Source organism: Flavobacterium sp. (assembly GCF_024710485.1).
GTDB lineage: Bacteria > Bacteroidota > Bacteroidia > Flavobacteriales > Flavobacteriaceae > Flavobacterium.
In genome coordinates this window covers 95,405-110,878 of sequence record NZ_JANJUQ010000007.1, presented here as the reverse complement: position 1 = coordinate 110,878, position 15,474 = coordinate 95,405, and the positions used below count along the sequence as shown (strand labels likewise).

The following is a 15,474-nucleotide window of genomic DNA, read 5'->3' as shown; positions in this document are numbered from 1 at the left end:
GTTTAACTTTTTTATAGGGAAATGCTTCCGAGTGCTGTGACTTGGCCGTTGACAACCGTAACATTTTCAATGGTTAGCGCCGCTAGTCCGGAAGTGAGATCAGGCGTTAGAGTTACTGTATACGTTCCGTCAGGAATACCGTGTAAAACAAAAACACCGTTTTCATCTGTATTGGCAGTGACCACAACACCATTAACAGTGACAGAGGCCATAACCGGAACACCAATATTGGTTATAGTTCCCGAAATAGTTCCCGAAACAGCTTCAGAGGTAATTCTTAAAACCGGATGTAAATTAAAATTACCCGATCCTCCGGCTTGAACTACAATAGATTGGTTCACATCAAAATCAATCAAAAACGCGTAAGTGATATTCGGTAAGAGCGTCTGATTGATTTGGAGTTTTAATCCTGATTGTTGAGCGCTTGGTGTGTTGAGCGGATAGGTAACACCATCTTTAACCACAGTATTGTTGTCTCCTAAAATCAAGCGTATCTGACCGACAAATCCTGAAGGTACTTCTGCGTCAGCCAATAAAACAGTTACTCCACCGGTTAGATCCAATAAATTGTAGATTCCCGGAGTTACATTAGACAGGCTAACCCATCCGGACTCACCCGTGTCGGTTGAACTCTTGATTTTTACATCTACTACGTCTATAAACACCGCATCATAATCTCCCGGTGCATCAGTCATACTAACTTTGATTCTTGAGGTTCCACCTGAATCGTCGCTGTCGTTACACGATAGAGCAACCATTCCAACCAGAAGAAGCATCAAAAATAGGGGCGTGATTTTTTTTAGCTTTTTCATAATAAATAATTTAAAATTAGTATATTGATAACGTCAAATGAATACGTAAAGTATAACCTTAACAAACTTTAACACAACTATGAGCAAAATTTCATCCATCATAGCCGGAACCATGAATTGGGGTATTTGGGATAAAAAACTCAGTACTCCCGAGATGGAACACCTAATTCATATCTGTACAGAAAACAAGATTACCACTTTTGATCATGCTGATATTTACGGTGATTACACTACGGAATCCGATTTTGGAAAGGCATTCAAAAATACAAAAATTAATCGCAATAACATACAACTGATTTCAAAGTGTGGCATTCAACATACTCGTGGTCGCAACAATAAAATCAAACACTACGATTATTCTAAAGACTACATTATTTGGTCGGTAGAAAATTCACTCAAAAATCTGCAAACTGATTATTTAGATGTATTGTTGTTGCACCGCCCGAGTCCGTTAATGATAGCCGACGAAATTGCGGAAGCCGTTGCAAAACTAAAAGACGAAGGGAAGATACTTGATTTCGGAGTTTCTAACTTTACACCATCTCAAACGGAATTGCTCCGCCAAAAAACGGAAATCAATTACAACCAAATTCAATTCTCCGCTACGCATCACGAAGCCATGTTAGACGGCAGTCTCGATTATATGCAAATCCACCAAATTCGACCGATGAGTTGGAATCCGCTCGGAACAGTTTTCAGAGAAGACATCGAGCAAACTCGTCGTTTGAAAAAACTATTGGCACAATTGGTTGAAAAATATGGTTTGGGTTCGGATACGATTTTGTTAGCTTGGGTTTTAAAACATCCTGCCAAAGTCATTCCGGTAGCGGGAACGGTTAATATTGCCCGAATTCAAGCTTTGATGAAAGCGGTTGAACTTGAGTTAGAACGAGAAGATTGGTTTGCCATTTGGACTGAAAGTATGGGAAACAAGGTTCCTTAAAAAGTTTACAGTATCAGTCGCAGTTTTCAGATACTGCGACTGTGACTGCGACTGAAGACTGCGACTATGATTAATAAACGTTTACTTATCAAAAACCTACTCGCTCACAATGATGAGAGTAGTTTTTATGATAAAAAGCGTCAGTTGAATTTGCATACCAAAGAAGGGAAAGCCAAGTTTTTAAAACACATTTGTGCCTTATCTAATTCCAATCCTTCTAACAATTCCTATATTGTTGTAGGTGTTGAAGACCAAGACAATACTATAGTAGGTGATGATTTTTTTGACGACAGTCGGATTCAGAACTTGGTGAACGCCTATCTTGAAAATCCACCTAAGATTCAGTACGAAAACGTGCCTTTTCCGCATCTGCCTAAAGACAAAGTCGTAGGTTTAGTAACCATTAAACCCAAACACAAAACGTCTTTTTTTAAAAAAAATATCCATACCATTTTAGCCAATACGGTGTTTGTTAGGGTTGGCAGTAACTCGATGCCCACGGAAGACAAAGTGCCGTATTCGAAGCAAAACATAGAAACTGTTATTCGGATTGAAAACAACTCCAGAAACAGCATTGCGCATACTTTGGATGGCGTAATGGATTTTATGCATGTCCGCCACAGAGAATTGCAATCGCAATACAAAGTTTTTAAGGAATTGTTTGTGATTTGCTGGGCAGGGATTCCGAAAAAAATCCGAGAAACTACGTATTTGTCCCGAGTGGATATAGAGCTGATTAACGAACAAGTTAAATTGTTTTACTCGGCTCTGGATGTGGTTTCGGTTCAGTACGATGACAGCAGTTTTACTATTATTGAACATGTGCCGCTGGGCCTGAATGATAAAACCAGTTTTTATCCGCTGGAACAATTAACCATTCGATTTTTTGACAACGGCTATTACAAAATGGAAACTAAAATGCTTTTTGAGCCGCCGGAATACAACAAAAAAATGTTGCATCACATTTATAACGCCAATTTGAGCTTAATTAATAAATTGCAAAAAAATATGGCGCTGACAAAGCGTGAAGAAAATGACTTGGAAAACCTATCATCGACTTTAATGATTTGTTATTTGAACGGTTTTACAGAAGCCAAGCAAAAATTAATCGATGCCAAACCTTTTTTGAAAATTCAAAAGTCGCCTACGGTATATTTGAGTTTTAAAGAAGCGATGCGCATTTTAAGAAAAATGAAATACAATAAAATAAATGAGTAGAACATTGGTCATTGGAGACATACACGGCGGACTGAGAGCGCTGCATCAAGTGATAGAAAGAGCAAAGGTAACTACCGATGATACGCTGATTTTTTTAGGAGATTATGTTGATGGCTGGAGTCAATCGCCACAAGTGTTGGACTATTTAATCCACTTAAACCAAAAGCAAAATTGTGTTTTTATCAGAGGCAACCACGATGAATTAGTGTTGGATTGGTTAGAAGGCAATACCCAAAACTTCGACGAAAGCATGTGGTTTAAACACGGCGGAGAAGCTACAGTTTTGGCCTATGAAAAAGTATCGGAAGCCGATAAAAATAAGCACATTGCTTTCTTAAAATCGCTGCAAAACTATTACCTTGACCAACAAAGCCGATTGTTTATTCATGCCGGTTTTACTAATGTGAATGGTATACAGTACGAATATTTTCCCAAAATGTTTTATTGGGACAGGACGCTTTGGGAAATGGCTTTGGCTTTAGATGATTCGCTTACCAAAGATAATTTGATTTATCCTAAACGTTTAACGCTTTATCACGAAATTTATATTGGACACACACCGGTTACGCGCATTGGTCAAACCGTTCCGGTGCAAAAGGCCTGTGTTTGGAACGTGGATACCGGAGCGGCTTTCAAAGGACCGCTTACCATCATGGATGTCAAAACCAAACAGTTTTGGCAAAGCGAGCCGTTGCACGAATTGTATTTCAGCGAAAAAGGGCGGAATTGATTTCGTCGTAATTCTGCAATGACCTTCGTTCTAAACGGTTATATTTGCATATTAAATACCATACAATGAAAAAGCTGATTTTGATGATGGTGCTGTTGACCCTAAGTTTGGTCAATGCACAAGCTTATAAAGGCAAAGGAGACATTAAAGGACAGGTAGGTTGGAATATTCAAGACCACGGTAACGGAATACAGGTTTCGGCTGATTTTGGAATAGGCGAAAACATGTCATACGGATTTGTAGCTTCCTATTTGTTATCTGTAGACAAGCCGGGTGGCATTAAGCCTGATTTTGCGGATAGAACCGATGTGAAAGCCCGATTTAATGCTAATCTTGGTAATGTTTTTGGTTTTGATAAGCAAATGGATATTTATCCCGGCTTGCATTTGGGCACCCGAAATTTCGGAGCCCATTTAGGTTTTAGATACTTTTTTACCGATGGTTTCGGGGTTTTTGCAGAAGGCAGTGCTCCGTTAGCCCGATATGATTCAAACGTCGAAGGATTTGAAAAATACAACAATCAGTTTGTTTTTGTCCTCGGCGCTTCCTTTAATTTATAATCCATACAAAATGAGTGTAGTAACTGAAAAAAGATTAAAAGACCGCAGTGGTTCAACTTGTGAAATTAGCGGTACTAACGAAAATTTAGTGGTGTATTTGATAGAACCTAAAACCGAAGCCACACCCGAGAACTGTATTTTAATAGCCCAACCGTTGTTAGATCAAATTAAAAATCCCGAAACCATGAATCCGAATGATTGGCGTGGGTTAAGCGATAGCATGTGGAACGAGAATCTTCCGGTGCAAATAGTTTCTTGGCGCATGTTATCGCGTTTGAAGAATCATGATTTATTAGACATGATGTATTTGGACGAAGACGCGATGGAATGGGCCAAAGCCACCGGTGAAGGCGAAGACGAAGAAGGCAAAATCATTCACAAAGATTCTAACGGCAATATTTTACAAGATGGCGATTCGGTGGTTTTGATTAAAGACTTGGATGTAAAAGGCGCGAACTTTACGGCTAAACGCGGCGCTGCAGTGCACAATATCAAGTTGGTTTGGGACAATGTCGAACAAATTGAAGGCCGAGTTGAAGGCCAGCACATTGTGATTTTGACACAGTATGTGAAAAAAACGAAATAGTTCTATTCATGAACAAATTTTAAAAACACAAACTATATTTAGTGGTCATCCGGGAAAATTAGTTGAAGCTATAGTTATTGGATTCTTCAATGGTTCTAAGGTTAGCATAAAATCATCAATAAAGGAAAAACCTTTAATTACATTTACAATTGGTTTAATAACTATTGTATTGGTTTTTGGGATAGGCATTAATATTATTTACAAAATAGATAAAAGCAAAAACCCTGCAAACATCTTGCAGGGTTTTCTTTTCTCTATATTCTATTTTCTTAATCTAGAAATCAAACTTAATACCTTGTGCCAACGGCAACGCAGTACCGTAGTTGATGGTATTGGTTTGTCTTCTCATGTAGGCTTTCCATGCATCAGAACCTGATTCACGGCCACCACCGGTTTCTTTTTCACCGCCAAAAGCACCGCCAATTTCAGCACCGGAAGTTCCGATGTTTATGTTAGCAATACCGCAATCTGAACCAGCCGCTGAAAGGAATAATTCCATTTCTCTCATATTGTTAGTAAAGATAGAAGAGGATAATCCTTGTGGCACGCCGTTTTGAATCGCAATTGCTTCTTCAATAGTGCTGTATTTCATTACATATAATACCGGAGCGAAGGTTTCGTGTTGCACAATTTCGAACTCGTTTTTCGCCTCGATAATACATGGTTTTACATAACAACCGCTTTCGTAGCCTTCGCCTTCTAAAACACCGCCGTCTACTATGATTCTTCCGCCTTCCGCTTTGGCTTTCTCGATTGCGTTTAAGTAATCTTGTACTGCAGCTTTATCAATAAGCGGTCCTACGTGATTGTTAGCATCTAACGGATTTCCGATTTTTAACTGTGCATAAGCTTTTGCTAAAACATCTAAAGTTTTATCGTATACACTTTCGTGAACAATTAACCTGCGTGTTGACGTACAACGTTGACCAGCAGTTCCTACCGCTCCAAATACCGCTCCCACTAATACCATCGATAAATCGGCTTCTTTAGATACGATAATCGCATTGTTTCCACCCAATTCTAAAATGGTTTTTCCGAAACGAGAGGCTACTACTTGCGAAACATGACGACCAATTCTGGTAGAACCTGTAAACGACACTAATGGAATACGTTTGTCGTTATTGATTAAATCTCCAGACTCGTTACCAACTACTAAACAACTAATCCCTTCCGGTAAATTATTTCTTTCTAATACGGTTTGGATGATATTTTGACAAGCTACGGCACACAAAGGCGTTTTTGAACTTGGTTTCCAAATACAAACATCACCACAAACCCAAGCCAACATAGAGTTCCAAGACCAAACTGCTACCGGGAAGTTGAAAGCCGAAATGATTCCTACTACTCCAAACGGATGCCATTGCTCATACATTCGGTGCATTGGGCGCTCTGAGTGCATGGTTAAACCGTGTAACTGACGAGATAAACCAACAGCGAAATCACAGATATCAATCATTTCCTGAACCTCTCCAAGACCTTCTTGATACGACTTACCCATTTCAAAAGACACTAATTTTCCTAATGCTTCTTTATGTTTGCGTAATTCATCTCCCATTTGACGTACAATTTCTCCTCTTTTTGGAGCCGGAACCAAACGCCATGTTTTGAAAGCTTCCGATGCGGCTTGCATTGCAGTTTCGTAATCTTCTTTGGTAGAAGATTTTACTTTTGCAATTAACTCACCGGTTGCCGGGGAATACGATTCGATGATTTTTCCGTTAGAAAACCATTTTGAACCTGTTGAAGTTCCTTCGTTAACAGCTTTTATGCCTAATGTTTCCAAGGCTTCGGTCATACCGAATTGTTGTGCAATTGTTGCCATTGTATTTGTAGTTTGAGTGTTTAAAATTTTCAGCAAAAGTAATCGTTTATTTTGAATTTTAGCCCGGATGGGAACGGCATCCTTTTTAGCTTGTTTTTTTAACAAGATAAAAAGATACAGTGGACAGCTGGATTAGCTCCTGATTATTTACTTGGTGATAAATCTCGGGTCGGTATCCATTACAGTACCGCATTTATCACAGGTTCTCAGGCTTTCCGATTGGTAAAAATGATTGAAATGTTGTAAAAAATCTTTTTCGATATCGTTTAATTCGAAATAGACTTCGTAGAGTTTGTGGTTGCAGTTTTCGCAAAACCAAAGCAAGCCGTCGGGAATTTCTTTTCCCACTCTTTTGCGTTCTACCACCAAGCCAATGGAGTTTTCTGTGCGCGAGGGTGAATGCGGTACTTTAGCAGGAAGCAAAAACATATCGCCGGCGGAGAGTTTCATGGCTTTTTTTTGGCCGTCTTCTTGTATGTATACGGTAATTTCGCCTTCTAGTTGATAGAAAAGTTCTTCGGTTTCGTTGTAGTGAAAATCTTTACGGGCATTGGGACCGGCCACTATCATGACAATATAATCACCGGAATCAACATATAAGTTTTTATTGCCAACAGGTGGTTTGAGTAAATGACGGTTTTCGTCAATCCAACGGTTGAGGTTAAAGGGTTTTGCGACTGGCATAATCTAAATTTTGAGTAAAGTTAAAATAAAAAAGTCCCGAAATATCGAGACTTTTAAAAATTATTTGATTTCCTTTATGAGGTAAATGTAGACCGGGAAGTGATCGCTGTAACCTATTTCGGTCATGGTATGTCTTAGCGGATATCCTTTGTATTGGCCACTGGTTGTAATCATATAAGGCTTGTTGTAAATTCCGGCTTTCCAATATCTGAAAGAAGAATAATCCGATCTTAAGAACGGTTCTGAAATCATGATTTGGTCGAAAATATCACCGGCGTCACGGTAAAACAACGTGGCATGTCCTTTATAGTACATTTCTTCAAACGGATTGTAGATGCCTTGAGGTTTTACTTCTTCTTTTTTGCGTTTGGCTCCGATGCCTTCTTTTACACTTTTGTTGTAAGTTCCGTCGTTAAGGTCTCCCATAGTGATGATTTTAGCATCAGGGTTAATTTTGAAGATGGAATCCATGATTTGTCGGTTCAAACGTCCGGCAGCTTCACGGAAAGGAGAGCTTTTCTTTTCTCCTCCTGAGCGAGACGGCCAGTGGTTTACGATGATGTTAACTTCTTCACCATCCAAAAAACCGGTTACTAAAAGTTGGTCACGCGTGTAAACTCTGTCGTCTTTTCCGGCTTCAGCTTTGTCATCCGTTGATTCTTCATTGTCTTTTTTATCTGCCTTTCCTTCTTGGCTTCTATAAATTAATAAAGGAATATTTTTGAAGCTGGTAGGTTTGAAGTGTTTCTTTTGGTACAATAATGCTACGTCGATTCCTCTTTTGTCGGGAGAATCGAAGTGAATGATGCCGTAGTTTTTATTGATAAGAAGAGGTTCTTTGACTAAATCTTCCAAAACACCTCTGTTTTCAATTTCACATCCGCCGATAATTACCGGTGATTCTTTTTGTTGTTCGTTGGTGCCGATTTCCGAGAGTACTCGGGCTAAGTTTTTTAGTTTTTGTTTGTATTTTTTACCGGTCCAGTTTTGCGCTCCGTTAGGAAGCCATTCTTCATCGTTGTTGGAACCATTGATGGTATCGAATAAGTTTTCGAAATTGTAAAAGGCAACGGTATGAATATTATACTTTTTTGCCTGTGCATTAGCGCCGATTATTGCGAAAAAAACAAAGAAAAGCGCTATTGAATTTTTAATTCTCATAAAACGTATATTAATTTAATATCAAGTTTTTTACAAACTTTGGGCCAAAAGTAGATAATATTATTAAAAGATGTACATTTGTCGGCTGTTAAGTTTTTATTAAGACTTAGCAGGGATTAAAATTAATTTTATTTTATTTATGAAAAAACTTGTTATTAGTACCTTATTTGTGATGCAAGTGTTTTTTGTTTTTGCTCAAACTACTGCAGGAATCACAGGTAAAGTAGTAGATTCAAAAACACAAAAACCTTTACAAAATGTTGTTGCTTCTATTGAAAACACCAGTCTTACTGCTTTGACAGATGCTATGGGTGTTTTTATTTTTAAAGAAGTACCCAGCGGTAGTCAACTACTGCAAATTAAGAGCGCCGGATACAAAGACCAACTATTGTCGGTTGAAGTAGAAGCCGGAAAGGTGTTGGACTTGGGTGTTATTGTTTTTGAAGAAGACCTAACCTCGGAACAACAATTAAGTTTGATTACGATTACGGAAAATGATTTAGGAGATGACAACAGTGGTTCTGAAAGTACTTCAGGATTATTGCAAGCTTCCAGAGATATTTACCAACAAGCTGCGGCATTCAACTGGGGTCAGGCTCGTTTCAGAATCAGAGGTTTAGATAATGAGTACAGTAATACCATGATTAATGGTATTTCTATGAATAAAATCTACGACGGAAGACCGCAATGGAGCAACTGGGGCGGATTAAACGATGCTACCAGAAACCAAGAGTTTACAATGGGTTCTACGCCATCGGATTACACTTTCGGCGGAATTTTAGGTACTCAGGAAATCAATACCAGAGCTTCAATTTACAGAAAAGGATCGAGAATTTCCTTTTCAGGTACTAATACCAATTACAGCTGGAGAGCTATGGGGACTCATGCTTCCGGTATGAATAAAGATGGTTGGGCCTTTGTAGTTTCAGCTTCCAGAAGATGGGCCGAAGAAGGATACTTTGAAGGAACCAACTATGCAGCCAATTCATTGTTTGCCAGCGTTGAGAAAAAAATCAACGAAAACCACTCTATTAACTTTACTTCCATCTTTGCACAAAATAAGAGAGGTAAAAATTCTCCTAATACCGATGAGGTTACTCGTTTAAAAGGAATTGAGTACAACTCTTACTGGGGTTGGCAAGAAGGAGAAAAAAGAAACTCAAGATACAAAGAGATTGAAGAACCAATCAATATGTTGAGTCACTTTTGGAAAATTAATACCAAAACTTTCTTGAACACCAATGTAGCTTACCAAGTTGGATTTGTTGGTAACAGTCGTTTGGATTTCCAATTGGCTAACAATCCTGATCCAACCTACTACAAAAACTTACCAAGTTACTATTTGAACGATCAGACTTATTATGTGCCAACTTTCGCTTCAGATAACGTAACTATCACAGGATACACCAACCCTAGCGCTGTTCAAGCTCAGACTAACTTTGTCAACAACGGACAAATCAATTGGGATGATATTTATTTCACCAACAAAGTAGTTAACGGAGGCGAAAGAAGTGCTTACGTTTTATACGAAGATCGTGTAGAGGACAAACAATGGAGTGCTAACTCTTATTTGAATTCTGCTATTGCTGATAACATCATCATGAATGCTGGAGTGAACTTCAGAAAATTAAAATCTAGAAACTTCCAAAAGCTTATTGACCTTTTAGGGGGAACATATTTTACAGATATCGATCCTTTCTTTACCGGTGATGCTTCGCAAACCGACTTGAACAACCCGAACAGACAAGTGTTCGAGGGTGATGCTTACGGTTACAACTACAATCTGAATGCTGTCACATTTGACGGATTTACACAATTCAAATTCAACTACAAAAAAGTTGATTTCTACTTAGGACAAACCTTCTCCAGATCAGAATACCAAAGAGAAGGAAACTACAGAAACGGTATTTATGCTAACAACTCTTTCGGAAAAAGTGCTAAAGCCATTTTTGAAAACTTCGGTTTCAAAGGAGGGTTGACTTATAAAATCACCGGAAAACAGTTCTTAGACATTAATGGAGTTTACATGACTAAAGCGCCAAATTTGAGAAATACTTTCTCTAACGCTCGTTTGAACAACAATATTACTCCTGATTTGACCAGCGAGTCTATCGTAGGTTCTGACATCAGTTACATCATCAAAGCCCCAAAATTCAAAGCCAGATTAACAGGTTTCTATAATAAAATTTCTAATGCAACTCAAATCTCATTCTTCTACGGAGAGGGAATTTTTGATGCCGGTGAAGACGGAGATACCGACACTGATTCTTTCATCAGCGAAATTGTTACCGGAATCAACAAAAAGCACATCGGTGGAGAATTCGGATTTGAATACCAAATTACCTCTACCATTAAAGCTACAGGTTCTGCTTCTTACGGACAGTACACTTACGACAATAATCCTAACTTAAAAGTGAATGATGATGCATTAGCTACCAGCGCAAACCCGAACCCGGTTTTTGATTTTGGTAAAACCTACATCAAAGGATATCGTTTACCGGGTATGCCGCAACAAGCCTATTCATTTGGTTTAGAATACAGAGATCCTAAATTCTGGTGGATTGGTGCCAACATTAACTATTTGGCCGATAGCTACATCAGTATTTCAAACATCTTAAGAACAGAAAACTTTGTTGTTGATGCTAATGGTTTAGGATTTGAAGGTGCAACTGACGAATCGGTTAGAGCTGCCTTAAGACAAGAAAAATTTGATCCAATCACCTTACTTAACTTGGTTGGAGGAAAATCTTGGAGAGTTGCAGGCAACACTTTCGGTTTTTTTGCATCTATCAATAACGTTTTGGATTTTGAATACAAAACCGGTGGTTTCGAACAATCCAGAAAAGCAACGTTCCCGGATTACCAAGCGGATAACGCTAACGGAACACCTTCATTCGGACCTAAATATTTTTATGGTTACGGAAGAACTTATTTCTTAAATTTATACATCAATTTCTAATAGTATAGTACTATGAAAAATATATTCAAATCGTTTTTGGCAATAGCAACACTAAGTATTGCTGTTAGTTGTTCGGATGACACTGATATTCCTCCGTTCAAGCCGTTGATTTTCTCCGAAGATTTTCCGGAAGCAGAAATTAACTTTAACGCTACCTTTGATTTCGAAGGATGGACCAATTATGCAGAAGCAGGAACCAAACTTTGGATTGAAAGAGATTTTAACAACGATGGTTACATTCAATTCAGCTCTTTTGGTAGCGGTCAGGCGTCTAACATCGGTTGGGCTATCACTCCAGCTATCACTATCGAAGAAGGAGCCAACGCGGTATTCACATTTGCCTCAGCGTCTAACTTTGTGGACAATCCGGCTAATAAGTTAGAAGTGTTTATCTCTACAAATTATGACGGGACCAATGTTCTGGCAGCAACTTGGACGCAATTAGATGCCGTTGTGGCCGATGAGACTACCAATAATTACACCTATATTCCATCTGGCGAAATTGACTTGTCTACTTATTCAGGAACGGTTCATATTGCCTTCAAAGTAACCGGGAACGGTACAACTTTAGACGGATTATTCCAAGTAGATAAAGTAAAAGTTTACTCTAATAACTAAAAAAAGACTATGAAAAACTTAAAATTTTTAGCATTAGCATTTACAGCAGCTACCTTTGTGAGTTGTGTAAATGACGATTTTAAAGAGCCGGATTTGAGCAATGAGTGTACCACTTTAACACCAACCAAAACGGTTCAGGAAATTGCAGCATTGGCTACTACTTCCTATGTTAAATATGAAGGAGAAGACATCATTGAGGCTTACGTAACGTCTTCCGATATAGGAGGAAATTTCTACAAATCTATTTCATTAGTGTCTGTTGACGGACAACAAGGATTTAGTATTCCTGTTGACGATTACAACTTGTACACTAAATATGAACCTGGAAGAAGAGTATATGTAAACATGAAAGACCGATACATTGTAAGAGAAAACAATGCACCGGTTATTGGAAGTTTATACAATGGAGGAACTCCGGATATAACCAACGATGACGAAGTGGGAAGAATTTCTCCCGTGGAATACAAAAATGTTATTATCCGTTCTTGTGACAAAGTGAATGAGGACGAATATGTAAACAATTTAACCATCTCACAAACGCTAAATAACAACAACATCAATAAGTTGATTGAGTTAAACAATGTTCAGTTTTCCGATGCGTCTTTAAATCAAAACTATTATGATACCGATGTATTCACCATCGGTGGTGGAACCAATCACAATATAGTGGATGCGGCCGGGAATACACTAATTGTTAGGGTTAGTGAGTACGCTACTTTTGCTTCTGCACCTATTCCTTCCGGAAACGGAAAAATAAGAGGTGTTTTAACGAAGTTCGGAAGTACTTTTCAGTTTATGATCAGATCTTTGGACGATGTGCAATTAACCGGTCCAAGAATTTTGCCTTTGTTTGAGGAAACATTCAGCACTTCAGCAAGTTTTGCCAACTGGTCTAAACCTAGTGTAATTGGCAGCCAGGTATGGCAGTTGAATGCCGGTGCAGGTAATCCTGCCGGATGTGCCGATATGAATGGTTACTCAGGAAGTGCCCAAAACAACGAAGATTGGTTGATTTCTCCGGCTATCGATTTAACTTCTGCGCCTTCAGCAACCTTAACTTTCCAAACACAAAGACCGTTCTCAGGTACAAATCTTCAGGTTTTTGTTTCTACTAATTATGTAGCACCAAACCCTGCGTCTCCACCGCTACCATCAACAGCAACTTGGACACTTTTAACCGGTTACCAGTTGTCTACAAGCGGAACCACTTGGTGGAATTCAGGAAATGTATCTCTAAACGCATACATCGGAAATCCTAATGTACGTATTGCTTTCAAATACGTTTCAACTACTTCCGGTGCTTCACAATGGAGAGTTGATAATGTAAAAGTTCAATAAACTTATCCCAATAGCATTAACAAAGGTCCCGACAAATCGGGACTTTTTTATTTCATAAATTCATTACTTTTACGTACTTCAAAATAAATTCAAAATGAAAAATATCATCGTTATCATTATCAGTTTTATGACTTTACAATCTTCAGCACAAGAAGTACTTACCCCCGAAACACTATGGAAATTGGGTCGAGTTACCGCTATGGGAATTTCCAAAGACGGCAAATCTATCGTTTACAAAGTAGCTACACCTTCGGTGACAGACAACAAATCCAATTCGAAATTTTATACTATTCCTGTCAACGGCGGTAATCCTACTGAAGTAAAGGAAACCAAGGATATACTGGTTGATAAAAATGTATCGCCTAACGGTTTGTATATTCTTTCTCATCAAGAAGTAAAAACCGAAAATGTATTGGGTAAAGACATTTATTCTGATTTAGGTAAAGCCGATGCACAAGTCTATAACGGCTTGGATTACCGCCATTGGGATACTTGGAACAACGGTTCTCATAACCACGTGTTTTACGCCGAAAACAAAGAAAAGGCTAAGGCCATTGACATCATGCCTAACGAACCTTATGACAGTCCGCAAAAACCATTCGGTGGCGATGAAGATTACATTTGGTCGCCTGACAGCAAAAGCATTATTTATGTGTGTAAAAAGAAAGCCGGTACCGAATATGCCATTTCAACCAACACCGATTTATACGAGTACAATCTCGAGACTAAAACCACTAAAAATTTAACGGAAAACAATCCGGGTTACGACACGAATCCGGTTTTCTCTCCAACAGGAAATTTAACTTGGTTGCAAATGAAACGCGACGGCTATGAAGCCGATAAAAACGACATTATCGTTCGCTTTAAAGGCATCGACATGAACCTCACCGCCAATTGGGACGGCAGTGTAGACAATTTTCTTTGGAGTTCCGATGGTAAGAAAGTTTACTTTACCGCCGCTGTTGACGGTGCCAAACATTTGTTCGAAGTGAATTTTCCGGGTTTAACTAGAATAGCGGTTACGGTAAGACAAGTTACTTCAGGCGATTTTGATGTGAATGATTTAGTTGGTTTTTCAGGCGATAACATCATCGTAACGCGTACTGATATGAACCACGCGGCTGAGATTTATTCGTACAACTTCAAGAAAAAAATTTGGACACAATTAACGAAAACCAATGACGAAACTTACGCCAAACTAGCTTTGCCCAAATACGAAAGACGTTACGTAACAACAACCGATGGTAAAAAAATGTTGGTTTGGGTAATCCTGCCACCAAATTTCGATGCCACCAAAAAATACCCAACGCTTCTTTACTGCCAAGGTGGTCCGCAATCACCATTAACGCAAAGCTATTCCTTCCGTTGGAATTTTTCATTAATGGCTTCGCAAGGTTATGTAGTAGTAGCGCCAAACCGCCGCGGTATGTATGGACACGGTCAAGCTTGGAACGAACAAATCTCTAGAGACTGGGGCGGACAAGTAATGAATGATTATCTTTCGGCCATAGATGATGTAGCTAATGAAAGTTATGTTGACAGAGCGCGTTTAGGGGCTGTTGGAGCGAGTTATGGTGGTTATTCGGTATTCTATCTTGCCGGCATCCATGGCAATCGATTTAAAACCTTTATTTCGCATTGCGGGGTTTTTAATTTGGAAAGTATGTATGGCACCACCGAAGAAGTGTTCTTCAACAATTGGGATCACGGCGGTGCGTATTGGGAAAAAGACAATGCCGATGCCCAAAAAACCTATACGGAATTCAATCCTATAAAAATGGTTGACAAATGGAATACGCCTATCCTAATCATCCAAGGCGGAAAAGATTTCCGTGTACCCATCGGACAAGGCCAAGAAGCATTCCAAGCCGCGCAATTACGTGGCATCAAAAGCCGTTTCATGTATTTCCCCGAGGAAAACCACTGGGTGTTAAAACCGCAAAATGCTTTAGTATGGCAGCGCGAATTCTACAAATGGTTGCAGGAAACTTTATAGTTCAAACAAAAAACCCAACTCTAAAAGTTGGGTTTTGCTTTTTTTAA

At 38.9% G+C, this 15,474-nt stretch carries 13 protein-coding genes; 9 read left to right on the top strand and 4 right to left on the bottom strand.

Annotation, left to right across the window (positions count from 1 at the left end; all coding sequences use genetic code 11):
• Nucleotides 1–11: 11 nt before the first annotated feature.
• Entirely contained in the window at nucleotides 12–812 is an 801-nt protein-coding gene (locus Q0M21_RS01535) for a DUF4382 domain-containing protein (protein WP_295333729.1), read from the bottom strand.
• 79 nt (nucleotides 813–891) lie between these two features.
• Here Q0M21_RS01535 and Q0M21_RS01530 point away from each other — a divergent pair, with 79 nt between their 5' ends.
• The 5 genes from Q0M21_RS01530 (at nucleotide 892) to Q0M21_RS01510 (ending at nucleotide 4,849) form a co-directional block, all read left to right on the top strand.
• Nucleotides 892–1,755: an aldo/keto reductase family oxidoreductase gene (locus Q0M21_RS01530; protein ID WP_295333726.1), complete on the top strand. Its 864-nt coding sequence runs from the start codon at nucleotides 892–894 to the stop codon at nucleotides 1,753–1,755.
• Nucleotides 1,756–1,821: 66 nt separating this feature from the next.
• Nucleotides 1,822–2,973: an ATP-binding protein gene (locus Q0M21_RS01525; RefSeq protein WP_295333724.1), complete on the top strand. Its 1,152-nt coding sequence runs from the start codon at nucleotides 1,822–1,824 to the stop codon at nucleotides 2,971–2,973.
• On the top strand, nucleotides 2,966–3,703 hold the full coding sequence (locus Q0M21_RS01520) for a metallophosphoesterase family protein (protein ID WP_295333723.1): 738 nt from the start codon (nucleotides 2,966–2,968) through the stop codon (nucleotides 3,701–3,703). The genes Q0M21_RS01525 and Q0M21_RS01520 overlap by 8 nt, the downstream gene beginning before the upstream one ends.
• Nucleotides 3,704–3,768: 65 nt before the next feature.
• The gene (locus Q0M21_RS01515; RefSeq protein ID WP_295333721.1) at nucleotides 3,769–4,263 is read left to right on the top strand and encodes a DUF6646 family protein; all 495 of its coding nucleotides are present in this window, start codon (nucleotides 3,769–3,771) and stop codon (nucleotides 4,261–4,263) included.
• 10 nt (nucleotides 4,264–4,273) lie between these two features.
• Entirely contained in the window at nucleotides 4,274–4,849 is a 576-nt protein-coding gene (locus Q0M21_RS01510) for an alkylphosphonate utilization protein (RefSeq protein WP_295333719.1), read from the top strand.
• A 274-nt stretch (nucleotides 4,850–5,123) separates the two neighbouring features.
• Here Q0M21_RS01510 and Q0M21_RS01505 read toward each other — a convergent pair whose 3' ends face one another.
• The 3 genes from Q0M21_RS01505 to Q0M21_RS01495 all read right to left on the bottom strand — a co-directional run bounded on the left by Q0M21_RS01505 (nucleotide 5,124) and on the right by Q0M21_RS01495 (nucleotide 8,516).
• Nucleotides 5,124–6,671: an aldehyde dehydrogenase family protein gene (locus tag Q0M21_RS01505; protein WP_295333717.1), complete on the bottom strand. Its 1,548-nt coding sequence runs from the start codon at nucleotides 6,669–6,671 to the stop codon at nucleotides 5,124–5,126.
• A gap of 147 nt (nucleotides 6,672–6,818) precedes the next feature.
• Nucleotides 6,819–7,355, bottom strand: a complete 537-nt coding sequence (locus Q0M21_RS01500) for a 3-hydroxyanthranilate 3,4-dioxygenase (RefSeq protein ID WP_295333714.1) — start codon at nucleotides 7,353–7,355, stop codon at nucleotides 6,819–6,821.
• A gap of 60 nt (nucleotides 7,356–7,415) precedes the next feature.
• A complete protein-coding gene (locus Q0M21_RS01495; RefSeq protein ID WP_295333711.1) occupies nucleotides 7,416–8,516 on the bottom strand; it encodes an endonuclease/exonuclease/phosphatase family protein in 1,101 nt (366 codons plus the stop codon).
• 139 nt (nucleotides 8,517–8,655) lie between these two features.
• Between Q0M21_RS01495 and Q0M21_RS01490 the strand changes: the two genes are divergently transcribed.
• The 4 genes from Q0M21_RS01490 to Q0M21_RS01475 all read left to right on the top strand — a co-directional run bounded on the left by Q0M21_RS01490 (nucleotide 8,656) and on the right by Q0M21_RS01475 (nucleotide 15,427).
• Nucleotides 8,656–11,475, top strand: a complete 2,820-nt coding sequence (locus tag Q0M21_RS01490; protein ID WP_295333708.1) for a carboxypeptidase-like regulatory domain-containing protein — start codon at nucleotides 8,656–8,658, stop codon at nucleotides 11,473–11,475.
• Between the two features lie 12 nt (nucleotides 11,476–11,487).
• A complete protein-coding gene (locus tag Q0M21_RS01485) occupies nucleotides 11,488–12,093 on the top strand; it encodes a DUF5017 domain-containing protein (protein WP_295333705.1) in 606 nt (201 codons plus the stop codon).
• A 9-nt stretch (nucleotides 12,094–12,102) separates the two neighbouring features.
• Nucleotides 12,103–13,431, top strand: a complete 1,329-nt coding sequence (locus Q0M21_RS01480) for a DUF5689 domain-containing protein (protein ID WP_295333702.1) — start codon at nucleotides 12,103–12,105, stop codon at nucleotides 13,429–13,431.
• A gap of 94 nt (nucleotides 13,432–13,525) precedes the next feature.
• Nucleotides 13,526–15,427 carry a S9 family peptidase gene (locus Q0M21_RS01475; protein WP_295333699.1) on the top strand — a complete coding sequence of 634 codons (1,902 nt, stop codon included), beginning with the start codon at nucleotides 13,526–13,528 and terminating at the stop codon, nucleotides 15,425–15,427.
• The last annotated feature ends 47 nt before the right edge of the window (nucleotides 15,428–15,474 follow it).

Coding starts and splice junctions, on each gene's coding strand:
- Q0M21_RS01505 (WP_295333717.1), bottom strand. CDS start 6,671: ATGGCAACAATTGCACAACAATTCGGTATGACCGAAGCCTTGGAAACA.
- Q0M21_RS01515 (WP_295333721.1), top strand. CDS start 3,769: ATGAAAAAGCTGATTTTGATGATGGTGCTGTTGACCCTAAGTTTGGTC.
- Q0M21_RS01530 (WP_295333726.1), top strand. CDS start 892: ATGAGCAAAATTTCATCCATCATAGCCGGAACCATGAATTGGGGTATT.
- Q0M21_RS01485 (WP_295333705.1), top strand. CDS start 11,488: ATGAAAAATATATTCAAATCGTTTTTGGCAATAGCAACACTAAGTATT.
- Q0M21_RS01475 (WP_295333699.1), top strand. CDS start 13,526: ATGAAAAATATCATCGTTATCATTATCAGTTTTATGACTTTACAATCT.
- Q0M21_RS01490 (WP_295333708.1), top strand. CDS start 8,656: ATGAAAAAACTTGTTATTAGTACCTTATTTGTGATGCAAGTGTTTTTT.
- Q0M21_RS01495 (WP_295333711.1), bottom strand. CDS start 8,516: ATGAGAATTAAAAATTCAATAGCGCTTTTCTTTGTTTTTTTCGCAATA.
- Q0M21_RS01520 (WP_295333723.1), top strand. CDS start 2,966: ATGAGTAGAACATTGGTCATTGGAGACATACACGGCGGACTGAGAGCG.
- Q0M21_RS01535 (WP_295333729.1), bottom strand. CDS start 812: ATGAAAAAGCTAAAAAAAATCACGCCCCTATTTTTGATGCTTCTTCTG.
- Q0M21_RS01525 (WP_295333724.1), top strand. CDS start 1,822: ATGATTAATAAACGTTTACTTATCAAAAACCTACTCGCTCACAATGAT.
- Q0M21_RS01510 (WP_295333719.1), top strand. CDS start 4,274: ATGAGTGTAGTAACTGAAAAAAGATTAAAAGACCGCAGTGGTTCAACT.
- Q0M21_RS01480 (WP_295333702.1), top strand. CDS start 12,103: ATGAAAAACTTAAAATTTTTAGCATTAGCATTTACAGCAGCTACCTTT.
- Q0M21_RS01500 (WP_295333714.1), bottom strand. CDS start 7,355: ATGCCAGTCGCAAAACCCTTTAACCTCAACCGTTGGATTGACGAAAAC.